Genomic DNA, 18827 nt, shown 5'->3' on the forward strand with positions numbered 1-18827 from the left:
TGATGACCTGCCTGATGGCTTTGCCGGTGTCGGCCGAGGTTTTTACCTACCTCGACGCCCAAGGCAATCGGGTCTTCACCGACCAACCGGGCTCGGGCAACGCCAAGCGTGTGCCGCTGGCACCCAGCAATCGCATGTCCGCCAACCCGACCGGTGCCACCCCGCTGACATCGACGAAGAAAACCGACCCCAAACCGCTGTTCCACTACGACATGCTCCGGGTGCTGGTTCCCGACCCTGACGCCACCGTGCGCAGCAGTGCCGGCGAACTGATCGTCAGCGTCACCAGCGAGCCCGGCCTGCAGCATGGCCATCGCTATCGTTTGCTGCTTGATGGCAAACCCACCGCAGAACCTGGCCCCAGCCCGGTATTCGCCTTGAACAACATCGACCGCGGCACGCACAACCTGTCAGTGGAAATTCTTGACGAACACGGTCGTACGGTTGAGCGCACGGCCAATCAGCCGTTTCATATGCTGCGCATTTCCCTGGCGCAAAAGCGCCAGGTCAAGCCGTGCACCCTGGACGATTACGGCCAGCGGCCAGAATGCGCGCTCAAAAACAAACCTGCCGAAGAGAAAAACCCGTTCTTGAGGTTCTTCTAATCTCGTTCAGGTATACGCACCATGTTGGTGCGATAGAGTGCACCGTACCCATAGGTCATCCCATTTTGGTTCGAAAATACCCGCGATAACTGGCAGAACGCCACGCAAGCGAGCGTAAAACGCCTGTTTCAGGCCTCAAACGCTTCTTTTCGGAGCCTTGGTTTGTTTTTTGCATTTTCCTCGCATCAGCGCTTTATTCATGCGCGCGCCCTGCTCCAAAAGAGGTCCTAATGACCATCAGTGACGCACTGCATCGCTTGCTACTAGACAACCTGACCACCGCCACCATTCTGCTCGATGCCGAATTGCGCCTGGAGTACATGAACCCGGCGGCAGAGATGCTGCTGGCAATCAGTGGTCAACGCAGTCATGGGCAATTCATCAGCGAGCTGTTCACCGAGTCCACCGAAGCGCTGAATTCCCTGCGCCAAGCGGTCGAGCAGGCGCACCCGTTTACCAAGCGTGAAGCGATGCTGACCGCCCTCACCGGCCAGACACTGACCGTCGATTATGCGGTCACGCCGATTCTGGCCAACGGCGCAACCATGCTGCTGCTGGAAGTCCACCCGCGTGACCGCTTGCTGCGGATCACCAAGGAAGAAGCTCAGTTGTCGAAGCAGGAAACCAGCAAGATGCTGGTGCGCGGCCTCGCTCATGAGATCAAGAACCCACTGGGCGGGATTCGTGGCGCGGCGCAACTGCTGGCGCGTGAACTGCCGGAAGCAAGCCTGCGCGACTACACCAATGTGATCATCGAGGAAGCCGACCGCCTGCGAAATCTGGTGGATCGCATGCTTGGCTCCAACAAGCTGCCGTCGCTGGCGATGTGCAATGTCCATGAAGTGCTGGAGCGCGTTTGTCATCTGGTGGAGGCCGAAAGCCAGGGATGCATCACGTTGGTGCGCGATTACGACCCCAGCATTCCCGACGTATTGATCGACCGCGAACAGATGATTCAGGCCGTACTGAATATCGTGCGTAACGCGATGCAGGCCATCAGCAGCCAAAACGAGCTGCGCCTTGGCCGCATCAGCCTTCGCACCCGCGCCATGCGCCAGTTCACCATCGGCCATGTGCGCCATCGCCTGGTGACCAAAATCGAAATCATCGACAACGGTCCCGGCATCCCTGCGGAACTTCAGGAAACCATCTTCTTTCCCATGGTCAGCGGCCGTCCGGACGGTACCGGGCTGGGCCTGGCCATTACCCAGAACATCATCAGCCAGCACCAGGGCCTGATCGAATGTGAGAGCCATCCAGGCCACACCACTTTCTCGATCTTTCTGCCACTGGAACAAGGAGCCACATCGACATGAGCCGTAGTGAAACCGTGTGGATCGTCGATGACGACCGTTCTATCCGTTGGGTCCTGGAAAAAGCCTTGCAGCAGGAAGGAATGACCACGCAAAGCTTCGACAGCGCCGATGGCGTAATGAGCCGCCTGGCGCGTCAGCAGCCGGACGTGATCATCTCCGACATCCGTATGCCGGGTGCGAGCGGCCTGGACCTTCTGGCGCGGATTCGCGAGCAACACCCACGGTTGCCAGTGATCATCATGACCGCTCACTCGGATCTGGACAGCGCTGTCGCGTCCTATCAGGGTGGCGCTTTTGAATACCTGCCCAAGCCCTTCGACGTGGATGAAGCGGTTTCCCTGGTCAAGCGCGCCAACCAGCACGCCCAGGAACAGCAAGGTTTGGAGGTGCCGGTCGCCTTGACTCGCACGCCAGAAATCATCGGCGAAGCGCCGGCGATGCAGGAAGTGTTTCGCGCCATCGGACGCTTGAGTCACTCCAACATCACCGTGCTGATCAACGGCGAATCGGGTACTGGTAAAGAGCTGGTCGCTCATGCCCTGCATCGCCACAGCCCACGAGCGGCCTCGCCGTTCATTGCGCTGAACATGGCGGCAATCCCGAAAGACTTGATGGAATCCGAGCTGTTCGGCCATGAGAAAGGCGCGTTCACCGGCGCAGCAAATTTGCGTCGCGGACGTTTCGAGCAAGCGGACGGCGGCACGTTGTTCCTCGATGAAATCGGCGACATGCCGGCCGACACGCAGACTCGCTTGCTGCGGGTATTGGCGGACGGCGAGTTCTACCGCGTCGGCGGTCATACGCCGGTGAAAGTTGATGTGCGAATCATCGCCGCCACCCACCAGAATCTCGAAACCCTGGTGCATGCCGGGAAATTCCGCGAAGACTTATTCCACCGCCTCAACGTGATCCGCATTCATATCCCACGGCTGTCGGACCGTCGCGAAGACATCCCGACGCTCGCCAGGCACTTCCTCAGCCGCGCCGCGCAAGAACTGGCGGTCGAGCCCAAGTTGCTGAAAAGCGAAACCGAGGAATACCTGAAGAACCTGCCATGGGGCGGCAACGTCCGCCAGTTGGAGAACACCTGCCGCTGGATCACCGTAATGGCGTCGGGCCGCGAGGTGCACATCAGTGACCTGCCACCAGAACTGCTGAGCCTGCCGCAGGACTCCGCGCCAGTCACCAACTGGGAGCAAGCCCTGCGTCAATGGGCTGACCAGGCACTGGCTCGCGGTCAATCGAGCCTGCTCGACAGCGCTGTGCCGGCGTTCGAACGGATCATGATTGAAACCGCCCTCAAGCACACCGCCGGCCGCCGTCGCGACGCCGCAGTTTTGCTGGGCTGGGGGCGTAATACCCTGACTCGCAAGATCAAGGAATTGGGAATGAAAGTTGATGGCGGGGACGATGATGAGGCGGATGAGGGCTAACAGCCTTTAGCACTTCACTAACCGTTAAATTCAATCGTCGGAACGCCGCCCGCAGGCTCGCTCCCACAGGGTTCTTTGTTGTTCACTCAAGGGTGAAAACACTGAATATCCCCTGTGAGAGCGAGCCTGTTCGCGATGGGGCTTTTACTTTGGACATTGATACTGACTGAGCCACCGCTTTCGCCGGACGCCTCCCAGAGCAAGCCCACAATTCGAGTTCCGTGCACCGACTGAATGCACCGTGAACCGCAATCGCGCACAAACACTGCTCCAAAACCCTTTCTGCTTTCGCAATCGAACCCTGATCGAAAAAACACGAAAGCCCCGTAAAACGGGGCTTTCGGCGCTTTTAAGCCATTTTTTGTATCAACACATGAAAAGCTGGCACGCCCCCTGCAATAGTCCAATCAGTGATTCAGTTCACTACCCAGTTTCGGGGACCTTGGTACAGGCAGGCCGGGGATTCCCCTCTTTACACCGGGCTCACACCGCACAGGCGACGAGCCCACCCAGTTTTGGGGCCCCTGATACAGGCAGGTCAGGGGTTCCTTCTTTACACCGGGCTTGCGACGCAATGCGTAAGCCCTGCCGTTTTGGGAACCTTGGTACAGGCAGGCCGGGGATTCCCTCTTTTATTGCTCCTGGAGATGGACCTCCAATCGCCATCGGTCATCGACCTCGCTACCGGCCCACTGGCCTTGCAGAGGTCGGGCCGCCACCAACGTCAGCAACAATCCCCCATCAGTCAAACGCACCCGCCAGTTCACGCTTTTGTCGTTGAGCTTGAGTTGACCCTGCTGCGCCTTGCCCTCGGCTGCGAACAGCAACGCAATGCTGCCATCCACGATTTCACCGTGAGTCTTGGGTTCATTGTTGAACCACACCACCAAACCATCGCCGGTCAGCTCAACTTGCTGCAGCGCACTGGGCTCAGGCGTGGTCAAGCGACCAATCATCAGCCCCACCATTACCCCGACAATCACCAGAGAACCGATCACTCGTGGGAATAGTTTCGAACGCGGGTCAGCTTGCGGCGTAGAATGCCGGTCATCTTTATCTTCGGAGCCGTGCATGTTTCACGTCATCCTTTTCCAACCAGAAATTCCGCCGAACACCGGCAACGTTATCAGGCTGTGCGCCAACAGTGGCTGCCACCTGCATTTGATCGAACCGCTGGGCTTCGAGATGGACGACAAACGTCTGCGCCGCGCCGGTCTCGATTACCACGAGTACGCCACGCTGCAACGTCATGCTGATCTCGCCACCTGCCTTGAGAGCCTCGGCCATCCTCGCCTGTTCGCCTTCACCACCAAAGGCTCGCGTCCGTTTCACGACGCCAGTTTCGCTGAAGGTGATGCGTTTCTGTTCGGCCCGGAAAGCCGTGGGTTGCCGGCCGAAGTGCTCGATGCACTGCCCGGTGAACAGCGCCTGCGCCTGCCAATGCGCGAAGGTTGCCGCAGCCTGAACCTGTCGAACACCGTGGCCGTGGCCGTTTATGAAGGCTGGCGTCAACTCGGCTTCAAGTAATACCCAATAACAAATGTGGGAGTGAGACTGCTCGCGATAGCGGTATCGCGAGCAGGCTCACTCCCACAGGGATGTCGGTGCGCCGCTTACTGAACGGTCGGAGTCTCGCCTGCTTCCTGCATGCGTTGCAGCTCTTGTGCGTACAGGGCGTCGAAATTCACCGGGGCCAGCATCAGCGCCGGGAACGAACCACGGGTAACCAGGCTGTCCAGGGTTTCACGAGCGTACGGGAACAGGATGTTCGGGCAGAACGCGCCGAGGGTGTGGCTCATCGAAGCGTCGTCCAGGTTCTTGATCAGGAAGATCCCGGCCTGTTGCACTTCAGCGATGAACGCCACTTCTCCGTTTTCACCGTTCTTAACGGTTACCGACAAGGTCAGCACGACTTCGTGGAAGTCACCTTCCAAAGCCTTCTGACGGGTATTCAGATCCAGACCGACGCTCGGCTCCCACTGCTGGCGAAAAATCGCCGGGCTTTTCGGAGCTTCAAAGGACAAGTCACGTACATAGATGCGCTGCAAGGAGAATTGCGGTGCGGTATCTTCTTCGCTAGCTGCAGTGTTCTGTTGGTCAGTCATCTCAGATCCTTTCTGATCTTGGGTCTTATAGGGAAAGTATTCAGGCCTTGAGCAAGGCGTCGAGCTTGCCGGCGCGCTCAAGGGCAAACAAATCGTCACAGCCGCCGACGTGGGTGCTGCCGATCCAGATCTGCGGCACGGACGTACGTCCAGCCTTCTGGGCCATGGCGGCACGCACCTGCGGCTTGCCATCGACCTTGATCTCTTCGAAGGCCACGCCTTTGTTCTCGAGCAGGTACTTGGCTCGCGAGCAATAAGGGCAGTAATCGCTGGAGTAGACGACGACGTGGCTCATATCACTTCACCAGCGGCAGGTTATCGCCTTTCCAGCTGGAGATACCGCCGGACAGCTTGGCAGCGGTGAAGCCGGCCTTCATCAGCTCGCGAGCATGCGTACCGGCAGTCTGGCCCACAGCGTCGACCAGGATAATGGTCTTGGCCTTGTGCTTTTCCAGTTCGCCGATGCGAGCAGTGAGCTTATCGTGAGGAATGTTCAACGCGCCGACGATATGACCGGCAGCAAAATCCTTGGCGGGACGAATGTCGACCACGACGCCTGCATCCTTGTTGACCAGCCCGGTCAGCTCGCCGGTGCTCAGGCTGCGACCGCCGCCCTTCATTTCATGGGCGATCAGCAAGGCCAGCAGAACAACGAAAATACCGGCCAGCAGATAGTGGGTGGTGGCAAATGCAATCAGGTGATCAAGCATTTAAGGTGGTTCCAGGGCGTTAAAAGTGGGCCAGTATACACAGCCCATATGGTGCGCCAAACCCCGTCCGGCGGTGACGCGGTCGGAACTTCGCTTTAAACTGCCACTCCCTTTTCCATTGCCCTCTTTTAACTCAGCCACGAGTGGAATCCATGACTACCACGCCTAAACCTTTGGTCCTGATTATTCTCGACGGCTTCGGTCACAGTGAGAGCCACGAAGCCAACGCCGTGTACTCAGCCAGGAAGCCCGTACTGGACCGTCTGACCGCCACCGTGCCGAACGGTTTGATCTCGGGCAGCGGCATGGACGTTGGCCTGCCGGACGGCCAGATGGGCAACTCGGAAGTCGGTCACATGAACCTCGGCGCCGGGCGCGTGGTTTATCAAGACTTCACGCGCGTCACCAAATCGATCCGTGACGGCGAGTTTTTCGAAAACCCGACTATTTGCGCCGCCGTCGACAAGGCAGTCGCTGCCGGTAAAGCCGTGCACTTCATGGGCCTGTTGTCAGAAGGCGGCGTTCACAGCCACCAGGATCATCTGGTCGCCATGGCCGAACTGGCCTTCAAACGCGGCGCCGAAAAAATCTACCTGCACGCCTTCCTCGATGGCCGCGACACGCCACCGAAAAGTGCGCAGTCGTCCATCGAACTGCTCGACGCAACTTTCCAGGCGCTGGGCAAAGGCCGGATCGCAAGCATCGTTGGCCGATATTTCGCCATGGACCGCGATAACCGTTGGGACCGTGTGGAGCAGGCGTACAACCTGATTGTCGATGGCAAAGGCGAATTCAACGCCGCCACCGCACAAGAAGGTCTGGAAGCTGCCTACGCTCGAGGCGAAAGCGATGAATTCGTCAAAGCCACCTCCATCGGCGAGCCGGTAAAGGTCGAGGATGGCGACGCCGTGGTGTTCATGAACTTCCGTGCCGACCGCGCCCGCGAGCTGACGCGCGTGTTCGTTGAAGACGGTTTCAAGGACTTCGAACGTGCCCGCCAGCCGAAACTGGCCGGTTTCGTGATGCTGACCCAATACGCAGCCAGCATTCCAGCACCCTCGGCTTTTGCCGCTGGCAGCCTGGAAAACGTGCTGGGCGACTATTTGGCGAAAAACGGCAAAACCCAGCTGCGCATCGCCGAAACCGAGAAATACGCCCACGTGACGTTCTTTTTCTCTGGCGGCCGTGAAGAACCGTTTCCGGGCGAAGAACGCATCCTGATCCCGTCGCCGAAAGTGGCCACCTACGACTTGCAGCCCGAGATGAGCGCGCCTGAAGTGACCGATCGCATCGTCGACGCCATCGAACACCAGCGTTTCGATGTGATCGTGGTCAACTACGCCAATGGCGACATGGTGGGCCATAGCGGCAACCTTGAAGCAGCCGTCAAAGCCGTGGAATGCCTGGACCTGTGCGTCGGCCGCATCGTCGATGCGCTGGAAAAGGTTGGCGGTGAAGCGCTGATTACCGCCGATCACGGCAACTGCGAGAAAATGTCCGACGAAGAAACACACCAGGCTCACACCGCTCACACGACCGAGCCGGTGCCGTTCATTTATGTCGGCAAACGCGACTTCAAGGTTCGCCACGGCGGCGTGCTGGCGGATGTAGCGCCAACGATGCTGATGCTGATGGGCCTTGAAAAACCGAAAGAAATGACCGGGACGTCGATTCTGGTGTAACCCAAACTGCCAAACACCACCAAACCCTGTGGGAGCTAGCCTGCTAACGACCGCGCAGTGTCAGCCAACATCAACGTTGCCTGGCCCACTGCTTTCGCTAGCAGCAAGCTCCCACATTGGTTTGAGGTGTTTTTTGGGCCAGTTATCACACAGCCCGAAATGGGCGTTTTTTTTGCGGCGCTTGGCGGGCATACTAGGCCGTCCCTTTCCTTGGTGTCGCCCGCCTCTATGCTTCGCGTCCTGATTGCCCTTGCTCTGACTTGCCTGCTCCAACCGGCCTTTGCTGACGAGCGCGCGCAAACCCAACAACAGTTGGACGCCACGCGTCAGGACATTGCCGAGCTGAAGAAGCTGCTGGGCAAACTGCAGGAAGAAAAATCCGGTGTGCAAAAAGACCTCAAGGGCACCGAAACCGAGATGGGCAAACTCGAGAAGCAGGTCGACGCCCTGCAAAAAGAGTTGAAGAAGAGTGAATCCGAGCTGCAGCGACTTGATGGAGAGAAAAAAAAACTCCAGAGCGCGCGCACTGAACAGCAACGATTGATCGCCATTCAGGCCCGAGCGGCCTATCAGAACGGCCGTCAGGAGTACTTGAAACTGTTGCTGAACCAGCAGAACCCGGAAAAATTCGCCCGAACCCTCACCTATTACGACTATCTGAGCCAGGCGCGCCTGGAGCAGTTGAAGAACTTCAACGAAACCCTGCGCCAGTTGGCCAATGTCGAAAAAGACATCGCTATGCAGCAAGCGCAGCTGCTGGTGCAAAAAAGCAGCCTCGACAGTCAGCGCGACGAACTCGATAAAGTCCGCAAAGAGCGCCAGCAAGTCCTGGCCAAGCTCAACGACGACGTAAAGGCGCGCGATCAGAAGCTTGCAGCCCGCGAGCAGGATCAGGCAGACCTGTCTAAAGTCCTAAAAACCATTGAAGAAACCTTGGCCCGCCAGGCCCGAGAGGCAGAAGAAGCGCGACAAAAAGCGCTGATCGCCCAGCAGGAAGCCGAAAAAAAGCGTTTACGTGAGGCTCAGGCTGAAAACAGCGACGCCCCACGCAAACCCGTCAAATCAACACCCGGCGCTCTGGTTTCAAGTTCAGGCGAGACATTCGGTGGACCTTTTGCTGCTACCCGGGGAAAACTTCCATGGCCTGTTGATGGTCGACTGCTGGCACGCTTTGGTGAAACCCGTGGCGACGATGCCCGTACCAAGTGGGACGGCGTGATGATCAGCGCCTCCGCGGGCAGCCAGGTGCACGCCGTACACGGTGGTCGCGTGGTGTTTGCCGACTGGTTGCGAGGCGCCGGTTTGCTGGTGATTCTCGACCACGGCAACGGTTATTTGAGTCTTTACGGTCACAACCAGACGCTCCTCAAGTCTGCGGGTGACGTGGTAAAAGCCGGTGAGTCCATTTCCACTGTCGGTAACAGTGGCGGCCAAGACACACCCGCGCTGTATTTTGCTATTCGTCAGCAGGGTCACCCGAGTGATCCAGCGCAATGGTGTCACGCGCAAGGATAGGCGTTGAGTCACCTACATTAGGAGTTCGTTCGACATGCTGCATTTGTCCCGTCTTACCTCGCTGGCCCTGACGATCGCACTGGTGATTGGCGCGCCTCTGGCGTTCGCTGCTCAACCTGCTCCGGCAGTCGCACCTGCGGGCACTGCTGCAACAACCAAGGCACCCTTGCCGCTGGATGAGTTGCGCACCTTTGCCGAGGTCATGGACCGGATCAAAGCCGCCTATGTCGAACCTGTGGATGACAAGACCCTGCTGGAAAATGCAATCAAAGGCATGCTCAGCAACCTCGACCCGCACTCTGCCTATCTGGGCCCGGAAGACTTCGCTGAGTTGCAGGAAAGCACCAGCGGCGAATTCGGCGGCCTGGGCATAGAAGTCGGCGCCGAAGACGGTTTTATCAAAGTGGTTTCGCCAATCGATGACACGCCGGCCTCCAAGGCTGGCATTCAGGCTGGCGACTTCATCGTCAAAATCAACGGTCAGCCGACTCGCGGCCAGACCATGACCGAAGCCGTGGACAAGATGCGCGGCAAGATCGGCCAGAAAATCACCCTGACCCTGGTGCGCGATGGCGGGACGCCGTTCGACGTGACCCTGGCGCGCGCCGTCATTCAAGTGAAGAGCGTGAAGGCGCAGTTGCTGGAATCGGGCTACGGCTACATTCGTATTACCCAGTTCCAGGTCAAGACTGGCGAAGAGGTCTCCAAAGCCCTGGCAAAACTGCGCAAGGACAACGGCAAGAAGCTCAACGGTATCGTCCTCGACCTGCGTAACAACCCGGGCGGCGTACTGCAAGCGGCAGTGGAAGTGGTCGACCACTTCATTACCAAAGGCCTGATCGTTTACACCAAGGGCCGTATCGCCAACTCCGAATTGCGCTTCTCGGCGACCGGCAAGGACGAAAGCGAAGCTGTGCCAATGGTCGTGCTGATCAACGGCGGCAGTGCTTCGGCCTCGGAAATCGTTGCCGGCGCCTTGCAAGATCAGAAACGCGCCGTGCTGATGGGCACTACCAGTTTCGGCAAAGGCTCGGTGCAAACCGTTCTGCCATTGAACAACGACCGCGCCCTGAAGATCACCACTGCGCTGTACTACACGCCAAACGGGCGCTCTATCCAGGCTCAAGGCATCGTTCCGGACATCGAAGTACGCAAGGCCAAGATCACCAGCGAGCAGGACGGCGAATACTTCAAGGAAGCCGATTTGCAGGGTCACCTGGGTAATGGCAACGGCGGTGCCGACAAACCGAGCGGCTCCAGCGCCAAAGCCAAGCCGATGCCGCAAGATGATGACTACCAATTGGCCCAGGCGCTGAGCCTGCTCAAAGGGCTGAGCATCACCTCCGGCCGTTGAGGATGAACTTGCGGTTTTTAGTCATCCTGCTGTGCTGTCTGGCGGGTGTTGCCCACGCAACGCCCGCCGCATCAGACTCCCCGCGCAAAGCCTACTTGAGCTTGATCATCGATGACCTGGGCCAGAACCTGCCCCGGGATCGGCGTGTGCTGGCCCTGCCCGGTCCAGTGACGACGGCGATCATGCCCGACACGCCGCACGCCACCGAATTCGCTCGCGAAGCTCATCGTGCCGGCAAAATTGTCATCCTGCACATGCCCATGGACCCTGCTACCGGTCCGTTCGCCTGGCACCCCGACCTGCCCATCGACGAACTTGAAAAACGCCTGATCGCGGCGTTCAAAGTCGTGCCTTATACCGCTGGTATCAATAACCACATGGGCAGCCGCATGACCGCCCAGCCAGCCGCCATGGCGTGGTTGATGGCTGACCTGCAGCGGCGCAACAAATTCTTCGTCGACAGCCGCACCAGCGCGCAAACCGTTGCAGCAGCCGAGGCGCAGAAGATTGGGCTGGCCAGTGTCTCGCGCGATGTTTTCCTGGATGACGAGCGCACTGAAGCCGCTATTTTCAAGCAGCTCCAGAGCGCAATTGATCTGGCCCGCAAACAGGGATCGGCCGTGATGATCGGACACCCTTATCCACAAACGCTCGCGGTGCTTGAGCGCGAACTGCCCAAGCTAAAGGCCCAAGGTATCGAGTGGATTGATATCAGACAGATGATCAGTGTGCGCAGTAATCGCGCCACCGCGGCTCATGGTAAAGACGGCGTTTACCGTTAGTCATCGCTAACAACCGATAGCGATAGATAGTTACCACCATCGTCCTCGCCACACTCCCGATAGTAAGACGTGAAACAGGTCGCAGCTCTGCGATCTGCCATACAACTATCAGGATTTGACTATGAACACCGATGACACTGTCACATTGGCCTCGACGCTAACGGAATCGATAAAATTCGATAACCTGCTGATTAATTTTACGACGGAGTTTCGCCGTATCTGGGACAGCAGCGGCTCAGAATCTAAGCTTGCAGCGTTTTGGCGCCCCTCCCCAGCGGCTGATTTACTACCCGGATTTTTCCCTCTGGGCGACGTTGCTGTAAACGGACACGACAACATCAACGAGAAAAGAGCGGTGATGGTTGTTTGCGAGGGCGAACAACCGGCAGGCGAGGACAGTAAAGGGCCGGCACTCAGGGCGCCCATGGACTTCGAGAATGTCTGGAAAGATACAGGCTCCGGCGCGAAGGCGGACTGCTCGATATGGCAACCGATCCCTCCCGAAGGTTACGTGGCACTGGGGCAGGTGTGCTCCAACGGCCGTGACAAACCTTTGCTCAACTCTATTCGATGCGTGCGAGCAGACCTGGTTGTTTCTTCGCCCATCAGCGACTTGATCTGGAACGACAAGGGCAGCGGAGCCAAACAGAGCTTCAGTGCCTGGGGCATCTATCCGCCAGATGCATCGGCTGGAGAAATCTACTTCGCACCCGGCACTTTCGTCGGCGTCAGCACTTACAACAAACCTGTGACACACAGCACCGCGTATGCGCTACGCATGAACATTCCTCTACACATCAGCCCTGCGCCGCCGGTTCCAGTGCTGTCGAGGAGCATTCAACCCTCACCGTGTGAACCTTCCAAGCTCACTCAAATTGCCAGCCTTCCATGGTTTACCGTGGCAGACCCAGACCTTAAGCCCCTCGAGCAATTACGCACATCGCCTTTCTATCGCCTGGAAAGAACCGACCAATATGTACTTGTCGGATACGCCAACAACGAAAGCGAGGCGAGCCAGACCCACAGATGGTCAGCACGCAGACCACAGAACAATGGGAATCTGGGAATATTTTTGCGCCTAACTTCTATCGCGATCGACGGCCAATGGCCCGTGCGAAATCCCGGCATGTTCTCGGCAAGACTGAACGAAAGTTTTGCTTTTACCGGCCCCTCCGGAGGATGGAGTGGTCCGGTTGCAGTAGAGGTCATTACCGTTGTTGCGAAAAAACGCGCCGTTGCAGCGTATGAGCTGCAGAGTACCTACAGACTGCTGCGAGCAGACAATACTGAGGTGCCAGCCGAAGTCAGCTACATCGATGGCAACAGCCTGTACATGGCTGAGCGTGCGTCTGATCCGCAGATACCGCCGGATGACTCAACCGCCGCTACAGATACCGCCCCATGATTTCGTCGACAACGCCTTCCTTACGCATCTGATCCAGCGCAGCCTGTAGCTTGTCGACAGTTGTTTGCGGCACCTCTTTGTTCAGTGCCAGGTACAACTCGGCGCTGTTGAAACGCAACACTGTCTTGAGCCCGTTTACCCCGTCCTGGCGTGCAAGATAGCGCCCGGCCGGGTCACCGGTGGCCCACAAGTCAATTTGGCCATTGACCAGTTTTTTCGCGTTGTCCTGATCACGCAATACGACAATCGGTTTTAGCCCTTGCTTGGCCAACGTCTCGGCAATCGCATCGCCCTTGTAGGCACCGATCTTGTATTTGCGCGCCTGGTCCAGTGTTTCGATGCTGATCTTGCTGTCAGCCTTCGCCAACATGATCCAGTCATCCGGACCAATAGGGCCAACCCACTTGAAGAGGTTCTCACGGTCCGGCAAGCGGGCCATTACAAATACGCCATAGCCGGGTTTTTCCAGGGCGAGTTTGTAGATTCGCTCCCAAGGGAAACGCAGCGTCAGGCTGTAGGTGACATTGGCGCGCTTGAACATTTCGCGGACGATATCCACGGCGATGCCATTGATGTTCTCGTCTTGAGCGAAGTTTTTGCCATTCCTCGCCATGTTGTATGGCGGGAAGTTTTCCGTCAGTAATACCAGGTCGGTATCAGGATTTTCAGCAGCATGTACCCCATTGAGAAGCAACACTGAGGCGCTGGCAAGGACAAGCAGAAGGCGTTTAAACATGTCTGGCTACCGAGATCCATGGCGTACCCAAGAGTGCCTTGAGCCCGCCATGATGTCCACTGGCCTGTATCGTTTGTTTAACGCATCACGATTCCGCGATGGGCCATGTAAGCCTTGGCTTCCTGCACCGTGTACTCCCCAAAGTGGAAAATACTCGCAGCCAATACCGCACTGGCATGGCCCTCCAGGATACCGTCAGCCAGATGCTGCAGGTTGCCGACGCCACCGGAAGCAATCACCGGAATACCCAGCGCATCGCTGATGGCTCGGGTGACACCCAGGTCGAAGCCGTTTTTCATGCCGTCCTGATCCATGCTGGTCAGCAGAATCTCGCCCGCACCGAGGCCTTCCATTTTCTTTGCCCACTCCACGGCATCGAGCCCCGTTGGTTTGCGGCCACCGTGGGTGAAGATTTCCCAGCGCGGTGTCTCACCCGGCAGTGAAACCTTCTTCGCATCGATGGCAACGACGATGCATTGCGAGCCGAAATGCTGCGCCGCTTCGCCCACAAACTCAGGGTTGAACACCGCTGCCGTGTTGATCGATACCTTGTCCGCACCGGCATTCAGCAAGTTGCGGATGTCTTGCACGGTACGTACGCCACCGCCCACTGTCAGCGGGATGAACACCTGGCTGGCCATGCGCTCAACGGTATGCAACGTGGTGTCTCGGCCATCGACACTGGCGGTGATGTCGAGAAAGGTAATCTCGTCGGCACCTTGCTCATCGTAGCGACGGGCGATTTCCACCGGGTCGCCGGCATCACGAATATTCTCGAACTTGACGCCCTTGACCACGCGGCCGTTATCCACGTCCAGGCAAGGGATGATGCGTTTGGCCAGCGCCATGGTCAGTCCTCAGCCTTTGTACGAATCGCAGAAAGCTTGCGCTTCAGCGACGTCGAGGGTGCCTTCGTAGATCGCCCGGCCGGTGATCGCGCCGATGATGCCCGGCGCCTTCGCGTCGAGCAGCGACTTGATGTCGCCCAGGTTATGAATACCGCCGGAGGCGATGACCGGAATGCGTGTGGCGGCAGCCAGCGCTGCTGTATAGGACACGTTGCAGCCCTGCATCATGCCGTCTTTGGCAATGTCGGTATAAACGATCGCAGACACACCATCGGCTTCAAATTGCTTCGCCAGATCGATCACCTGAATGGTGCTGATTTCAGCCCAGCCGTCGGTGGCGACAAAACCATCCTTGGCATCCAGACCGACAATCACCTTGCCCGGAAAGGCGCGACAGGCTTCAGCCACAAACGCCGGATCTTTCACGGCTTTGGTGCCGATGATCACGTAGCTCACGCCGGCTTTGACGTAGTGCTCAATGGTTTCGAGCGAGCGGATACCGCCGCCGATCTGAATCGGCAGGTTCGGGTAGCGCTTGGCGATGGCGGTGACGACTTCACCATTGACCGGCTGGCCTTCGAAAGCACCGTTCAGGTCGACCAGATGCAGACGGCGGCAGCCGCCGTCCACCCACTTGGCAGCCATGCTCACCGGGTCATCGGAGAACACTGTGGAATCTTCCATGCGGCCCTGGCGCAGACGAACACAGGCACCGTCCTTGAGATCGATAGCGGGAATAATCAGCATCTGGCAAACCTTCAAATTCGAGTATTCAGCTTCGCTCGGAAATCAGTTTTTCTCGAGCGCCCACAAGTCGCTTTCGATGCTTTCGAACCTCTCTTTGAGGTGCGTCTGCACATCGAAAATCGCCCTGTTGTAATAATGCGGGGCAATTTCACGGGTAAACAGCTCAAGAATTTCAGCCGCTTCGAACGAACCCAGTTCCAGTTCGAAGCGATCTTCCATGAAGCGCTTGATCTTGTGATTTGCCTCGTTCTCCTGCTCGGGAGTGAGGGTCAGGATCGGCGGCTTTTTCTTGATAGCCATTTACCAGCGACCGTCCCACGCAGCGAAGTTCTGCAGCAACTGCAGGCCATGGTTATGGCTTTTCTCCGGGTGGAACTGCACGGCGAAACGCGATCCATCGGCCAGCGCCGCGGCGAAATCAACACCGTAATGACCACCACCGACCACTTGCCGCGCGTTGGCGGCAGCGATGTAGTAGCTGTGCACGAAATAGAAACGCGCCAAGTCTGGAATGTTGTGCCACAGCGGATGACTCACCGTCTGCTTCACTTCGTTCCAGCCCATGTGCGGGACTTTCAAGTGCTCACCGTCTTCATGCAGGTCCTTGCCGAAGAATTTCACTTCGCCAGGGAACAGACCGATGCAGTCGACGCCGGCGTTTTCTTCGCTGCTGTCGAGCAGGGCTTGCATGCCCACACAAATGCCGAGGAATGGACGGTCTTGGCTGACTTCACGCACCAGCAAGTCGAAGCCCAGGCGACGGATCTCCGCCATGCAATCGCGAATCGCGCCGACACCGGGGAAAACCACCCGGTCAGCTTCGCGAATCACGTCGGCATCGCTGGTGATCAAGACCTTGCCGGCACCGACGTGCTCTAGCGCCTTGGCCACCGAGTGCAGGTTGCCCATGCCGTAATCGATAACCGCAACCGTCTGCATTACAGAACGCCCTTGGTCGATGGCATCTGCCCGGCCATGCGGTCATCGAGTTCCACCGCCATGCGCAACGCGCGACCGAAAGCCTTGAACACGGTTTCGATCTGGTGGTGAGTGTTGGTGCCACGCAGGTTGTCGATGTGCAGGCTGACGAGCGCGTGGTTGACGAAGCCCTGGAAGAACTCCTGGAACAAGTCCACATCGAAGCCGCCGACGGTGGCACGAGTGTAAGGAACGTGCATCTGCAGGCCAGGACGGCCAGAGAAGTCGATCACTACCCGCGACAGCGCTTCATCGAGCGGCACATAAGCATGGCCGTAACGACGGATGCCCTTTTTGTCGCCGATCGCTTTGGCAAAAGCCTGACCCAAAGTGATACCAACGTCTTCCACTGTGTGGTGGTCGTCGATATGCAGGTCGCCCTTGCTGACAATATCCAGGTCGATCAGCCCGTGACGGGCGATCTGGTCCAGCATGTGCTCAAGAAAAGGAACACCGATATCAAATCGGGCCTTTCCGGTGCCATCCAGGTTGATCGAGGCTTTGATCTGGGTTTCCAGAGTGTCGCGCTCGACTGACGCCTTACGTTCGGCCATCACCAGCTCCGCAAAATCATTGGGCGAAAAAGGCAGCCATTATAGGGGCGCGGGCGGCAAACAGAAACACGAGAGGTGATATGACTGACGGATAGAACTCCCGGCTATCGCGGGTAGACATGTCCGTACAACCAAATTTGATGACGCCTCAAACTAATGTGGGAGCGAGCCTGCTCGCGAAGAGGCCTTCACATTCAACATATCTGTCGACTGTCAGGCCGCATTCGCGAGCAGGCTCGCTCCCACGGGGTGATGCGTTTACTTAACTTAGTGGAACAATACTGCGGTCTTCTGCAGGGTTACCCAAACACCCCACGCCAACGGAATACCAACCGCCAGCCATGCCGCAATCACCAGCGGCTTGCTGCCGGGTGTTGCTTTCCACTCCAGCACAGTGCTGCTGTCAGAGCCCTTGTCGTGGCCAAAAGCTTGTTCGACGGCCAGTTCAGCGTCGGTCATGAAGTACTTGTCGGCCACCGGACGAACCATGAGGTTGCACAGGAAACCCAGCACCAGCAGGCCCGCGAGGATGTACAACGTGATGTCGTAAGCGGCGGCGCGTTCGACGCCGATGCTCAATTGATACTCACGCAAGTAGTTCACCAACACCGGACCCAACACGCCCGCAGCAGCCCAAGCCGTCAACAGACGACCATGGATGGCACCGACCATTTGCGTACCGAACAGGTCAGCGAGGTACGCCGGCACGGTCGCAAAACCACCGCCGTACATCGACAGGATGATGCAGAACGCCGCCACGAACAGCGCCACGTTGCCCAAATGACCGAGGTTAGGGATAAGCGCGTACAACGCAAAACCCAAGGCAAAGAACACGAAGTAAGTGTTTTTACGACCCAGGTAATCGGAGAACGATGCCCAGAAGAACCGGCCACCGATGTTGAACAGGCTCAGCAAACCGGTGAAACCAGCCGCAATTGCAGCAATAGACGCCAGTTGCCCGGCGTTCAATTGACCGAAAGGCAGGTCAACACCGATCAATTTGCCACCGAATACTTCCTGCAGCAGCGGCGACGCCATGCCGAGGATGCCGATACCGGCTGATACGTTCAGGCACAACACCAGCCACACCAGACGGAATTGCGGGGTTTTCCACGCCACATTCACGTGCACGTGGCGATGGGTGATCATCGCGTTCGAGGCTTTTTTCGCCGGAGCAGTCCAGCCCTCAGGCTTCCAGCCAGTCGGCGGAACGCGGTACGACAACGCGCCGCCAATCATGAACACAAAATAAATCGCGGCCATGACCAGGAACGCTTGCCAAACACCTACGCCGGTCGACGAGGCAAAGTGGCCCATCAGCGCCGCAGCCAGCGGTGCGCCAACCATCGCGCCACCGCCAAAACCCATGATCGCCATACCGGTAGCCATGCCGCGCTTGTCCGGGAACCACTTGATCAAGGTCGACACTGGCGAGATATAACCCAAGCCCAGGCCGATACCGCCAATGACCCCGGAACCGACCCACATCAGCCAGATCTGGTGGGTATAAATGCCCAGCGCCGAGATCAGCAAACCGCCACACCAGCACAATGCCGATACCACGCCAGCCTTGCGCGGGCCTGCGTGTTCAAGCCAGCCGCCCCAGATAGCTGCCGAACAGCCCAGGAAGATGAAGAACAGGGTGTAGATCCAGCCAAGCATCGAGATCGGCCAATCACATTGCGACGAGAACACTTGTGAGATGAAGCTCATGTCCGGCGCGCAAGCTACCGGAGCAGTTACACCGAGCGCTTTGGACAGTGGCAGCCAAAACACCGAAAAGCCGTAAGCCATGCCGATGCACAGGTGAATGGCCAATGCGGCCGGCGGTACCAGCCAACGGTTGAAACCGGGCTTGGCGATGATGCGCTCCTTGGACAGGAACGCTGGCTGGTCGGCAGTAAAGCCGTCCGCCGTTGTGCTAGTGCTCATTGTGTATCCCCCAATTATTAGTATGGTTCGCCAGCAACTCCCCACCCCAGCCTTTATGCACGCCGGCATGACTGTTTTTTGAGTGAAGCTCATTTTGATGCGACAACAAGTCGCAGAAGGACGGG

Annotated in this window: 20 protein-coding genes; 9 read left to right on the forward strand and 11 right to left on the reverse strand. The window is 58.0% G+C overall.

Translation table 11 applies throughout. The annotated features are described in order from the left end of the window. The first annotated feature begins 2 nt into the window (after positions 1–2). From ACQR3R_RS24580 to ntrC, 3 genes are all read left to right on the forward strand, one after another. On the forward strand, positions 3–605 hold the full coding sequence (locus ACQR3R_RS24580; RefSeq protein ID WP_428276277.1) for a DUF4124 domain-containing protein: 603 nt from the start codon (positions 3–5) through the stop codon (positions 603–605). A gap of 230 nt (positions 606–835) precedes the next feature. Continuing rightward, positions 836–1921: a nitrogen regulation protein NR(II) gene (gene glnL, locus ACQR3R_RS24585; RefSeq protein ID WP_428276279.1), complete on the forward strand. Its 1086-nt coding sequence runs from the start codon at positions 836–838 to the stop codon at positions 1919–1921. Then, on the forward strand, positions 1918–3354 hold the full coding sequence (ntrC, locus tag ACQR3R_RS24590; protein ID WP_428276281.1) for a nitrogen regulation protein NR(I): 1437 nt from the start codon (positions 1918–1920) through the stop codon (positions 3352–3354). Before glnL ends, ntrC begins: the two co-directional genes overlap by 4 nt. A 632-nt stretch (positions 3355–3986) precedes the next feature. On the opposite strand, the gene ACQR3R_RS24595 is transcribed toward ntrC, so the two are convergent. Beyond that, entirely contained in the window at positions 3987–4427 is a 441-nt protein-coding gene (locus tag ACQR3R_RS24595) for a hypothetical protein (RefSeq protein ID WP_428276283.1), read from the reverse strand. Here ACQR3R_RS24595 and ACQR3R_RS24600 point away from each other — a divergent pair. Next, positions 4426–4881, forward strand: coding sequence for a TrmH family RNA methyltransferase (locus ACQR3R_RS24600; RefSeq protein ID WP_428276285.1), 456 nt, complete (start codon positions 4426–4428; stop codon positions 4879–4881). The two genes, ACQR3R_RS24595 and ACQR3R_RS24600, sit on opposite strands and share 2 nt — an antisense overlap. Positions 4882–4967: 86 nt before the next feature. On the opposite strand, the gene secB is transcribed toward ACQR3R_RS24600, so the two are convergent. From secB to ACQR3R_RS24615, 3 genes are read right to left on the reverse strand one after another with little or no spacing between them, the layout of a single operon-like run. Further along, positions 4968–5459 carry a protein-export chaperone SecB gene (gene secB / locus ACQR3R_RS24605; RefSeq protein WP_428276287.1) on the reverse strand — a complete coding sequence of 164 codons (492 nt, stop codon included), beginning with the start codon at positions 5457–5459 and terminating at the stop codon, positions 4968–4970. A gap of 40 nt (positions 5460–5499) precedes the next feature. Then, positions 5500–5754 carry a glutaredoxin 3 gene (gene grxC / locus ACQR3R_RS24610; RefSeq protein WP_428276289.1) on the reverse strand — a complete coding sequence of 85 codons (255 nt, stop codon included), beginning with the start codon at positions 5752–5754 and terminating at the stop codon, positions 5500–5502. 1 nt (position 5755) lies between these two features. Beyond that, positions 5756–6169, reverse strand: a complete 414-nt coding sequence (locus tag ACQR3R_RS24615; RefSeq protein WP_428276291.1) for a rhodanese-like domain-containing protein — start codon at positions 6167–6169, stop codon at positions 5756–5758. 152 nt (positions 6170–6321) lie between these two features. Here ACQR3R_RS24615 and gpmI point away from each other — a divergent pair, with 152 nt between their 5' ends. The 5 genes from gpmI to ACQR3R_RS24640 all read left to right on the forward strand — a co-directional run bounded on the left by gpmI (position 6322) and on the right by ACQR3R_RS24640 (position 12907). Further along, positions 6322–7851 carry a 2,3-bisphosphoglycerate-independent phosphoglycerate mutase gene (gpmI, locus tag ACQR3R_RS24620; RefSeq protein ID WP_428276293.1) on the forward strand — a complete coding sequence of 510 codons (1530 nt, stop codon included), beginning with the start codon at positions 6322–6324 and terminating at the stop codon, positions 7849–7851. Between the two features lie 228 nt (positions 7852–8079). Then, positions 8080–9366, forward strand: coding sequence for a peptidoglycan DD-metalloendopeptidase family protein (locus ACQR3R_RS24625; RefSeq protein WP_428276295.1), 1287 nt, complete (start codon positions 8080–8082; stop codon positions 9364–9366). 34 nt (positions 9367–9400) lie between these two features. Further along, positions 9401–10720: a S41 family peptidase gene (locus ACQR3R_RS24630; protein WP_428276297.1), complete on the forward strand. Its 1320-nt coding sequence runs from the start codon at positions 9401–9403 to the stop codon at positions 10718–10720. Between the two features lie 8 nt (positions 10721–10728). Continuing rightward, complete coding sequence (locus tag ACQR3R_RS24635) at positions 10729–11502, forward strand: divergent polysaccharide deacetylase family protein (protein WP_428276299.1); 774 nt, start codon at positions 10729–10731, stop codon at positions 11500–11502. Between the two features lie 121 nt (positions 11503–11623). Continuing rightward, positions 11624–12907: a Vps62-related protein gene (locus ACQR3R_RS24640; protein WP_428276301.1), complete on the forward strand. Its 1284-nt coding sequence runs from the start codon at positions 11624–11626 to the stop codon at positions 12905–12907. On the opposite strand, the gene ACQR3R_RS24645 is transcribed toward ACQR3R_RS24640, so the two are convergent. The 7 genes from ACQR3R_RS24645 to ACQR3R_RS24675 all read right to left on the reverse strand — a co-directional run bounded on the left by ACQR3R_RS24645 (position 12888) and on the right by ACQR3R_RS24675 (position 18702). Beyond that, positions 12888–13643 (reverse strand): transporter substrate-binding domain-containing protein, encoded by a 756-nt coding sequence (locus ACQR3R_RS24645; RefSeq protein WP_428276303.1) that lies wholly within the window; start codon positions 13641–13643, stop codon positions 12888–12890. The two genes, ACQR3R_RS24640 and ACQR3R_RS24645, sit on opposite strands and share 20 nt — an antisense overlap. Before the next feature lie 77 nt (positions 13644–13720). Continuing rightward, positions 13721–14491, reverse strand: coding sequence for an imidazole glycerol phosphate synthase subunit HisF (gene hisF, locus ACQR3R_RS24650; RefSeq protein ID WP_007949037.1), 771 nt, complete (start codon positions 14489–14491; stop codon positions 13721–13723). Between the two features lie 9 nt (positions 14492–14500). Next, complete coding sequence (hisA, locus tag ACQR3R_RS24655; RefSeq protein WP_428276306.1) at positions 14501–15238, reverse strand: 1-(5-phosphoribosyl)-5-[(5-phosphoribosylamino)methylideneamino]imidazole-4-carboxamide isomerase; 738 nt, start codon at positions 15236–15238, stop codon at positions 14501–14503. 42 nt (positions 15239–15280) lie between these two features. Next, positions 15281–15538: a DUF2164 family protein gene (locus ACQR3R_RS24660; protein WP_428276308.1), complete on the reverse strand. Its 258-nt coding sequence runs from the start codon at positions 15536–15538 to the stop codon at positions 15281–15283. Next, a complete protein-coding gene (gene hisH / locus ACQR3R_RS24665; RefSeq protein ID WP_428276310.1) occupies positions 15539–16177 on the reverse strand; it encodes an imidazole glycerol phosphate synthase subunit HisH in 639 nt (212 codons plus the stop codon). Then, on the reverse strand, positions 16177–16770 hold the full coding sequence (hisB, locus tag ACQR3R_RS24670) for an imidazoleglycerol-phosphate dehydratase HisB (protein ID WP_003218037.1): 594 nt from the start codon (positions 16768–16770) through the stop codon (positions 16177–16179). The genes hisH and hisB overlap by 1 nt, the downstream gene beginning before the upstream one ends. 267 nt (positions 16771–17037) lie before the next feature. Continuing rightward, positions 17038–18702 carry an MFS transporter gene (locus tag ACQR3R_RS24675; protein WP_428276313.1) on the reverse strand — a complete coding sequence of 555 codons (1665 nt, stop codon included), beginning with the start codon at positions 18700–18702 and terminating at the stop codon, positions 17038–17040. Positions 18703–18827: the final 125 nt, after the last annotated feature.

The sequence above is a fragment of the Gordonia sp. IEGM753 genome (assembly GCF_050321825.1).
GTDB lineage: Bacteria > Pseudomonadota > Gammaproteobacteria > Pseudomonadales > Pseudomonadaceae > Aquipseudomonas.

Bases quoted from the DNA above. Each gene is read 5' to 3' on its own strand.
- ACQR3R_RS24580 (WP_428276277.1), top strand. From the start codon at position 3: ATGACCTGCCTGATGGCTTTGCCGGTGTCGGCCGAGGTTTTTACCTAC.
- glnL (WP_428276279.1), top strand. From the start codon at position 836: ATGACCATCAGTGACGCACTGCATCGCTTGCTACTAGACAACCTGACC.
- ntrC (WP_428276281.1), top strand. From the start codon at position 1,918: ATGAGCCGTAGTGAAACCGTGTGGATCGTCGATGACGACCGTTCTATC.
- ACQR3R_RS24600 (WP_428276285.1), top strand. From the start codon at position 4,426: ATGTTTCACGTCATCCTTTTCCAACCAGAAATTCCGCCGAACACCGGC.
- ACQR3R_RS24595 (WP_428276283.1), bottom strand. From the start codon at position 4,427: ATGCACGGCTCCGAAGATAAAGATGACCGGCATTCTACGCCGCAAGCT.
- secB (WP_428276287.1), bottom strand. From the start codon at position 5,459: ATGACTGACCAACAGAACACTGCAGCTAGCGAAGAAGATACCGCACCG.
- grxC (WP_428276289.1), bottom strand. From the start codon at position 5,754: ATGAGCCACGTCGTCGTCTACTCCAGCGATTACTGCCCTTATTGCTCG.
- ACQR3R_RS24615 (WP_428276291.1), bottom strand. From the start codon at position 6,169: ATGCTTGATCACCTGATTGCATTTGCCACCACCCACTATCTGCTGGCC.
- gpmI (WP_428276293.1), top strand. From the start codon at position 6,322: ATGACTACCACGCCTAAACCTTTGGTCCTGATTATTCTCGACGGCTTC.
- ACQR3R_RS24625 (WP_428276295.1), top strand. From the start codon at position 8,080: ATGCTTCGCGTCCTGATTGCCCTTGCTCTGACTTGCCTGCTCCAACCG.
- ACQR3R_RS24630 (WP_428276297.1), top strand. From the start codon at position 9,401: ATGCTGCATTTGTCCCGTCTTACCTCGCTGGCCCTGACGATCGCACTG.
- ACQR3R_RS24640 (WP_428276301.1), top strand. From the start codon at position 11,624: ATGAACACCGATGACACTGTCACATTGGCCTCGACGCTAACGGAATCG.
- ACQR3R_RS24645 (WP_428276303.1), bottom strand. From the start codon at position 13,643: ATGTTTAAACGCCTTCTGCTTGTCCTTGCCAGCGCCTCAGTGTTGCTT.
- hisF (WP_007949037.1), bottom strand. From the start codon at position 14,491: ATGGCGCTGGCCAAACGCATCATCCCTTGCCTGGACGTGGATAACGGC.
- hisA (WP_428276306.1), bottom strand. From the start codon at position 15,238: ATGCTGATTATTCCCGCTATCGATCTCAAGGACGGTGCCTGTGTTCGT.
- ACQR3R_RS24660 (WP_428276308.1), bottom strand. From the start codon at position 15,538: ATGGCTATCAAGAAAAAGCCGCCGATCCTGACCCTCACTCCCGAGCAG.
- hisH (WP_428276310.1), bottom strand. From the start codon at position 16,177: ATGCAGACGGTTGCGGTTATCGATTACGGCATGGGCAACCTGCACTCG.
- hisB (WP_003218037.1), bottom strand. From the start codon at position 16,770: ATGGCCGAACGTAAGGCGTCAGTCGAGCGCGACACTCTGGAAACCCAG.
- ACQR3R_RS24675 (WP_428276313.1), bottom strand. From the start codon at position 18,702: ATGAGCACTAGCACAACGGCGGACGGCTTTACTGCCGACCAGCCAGCG.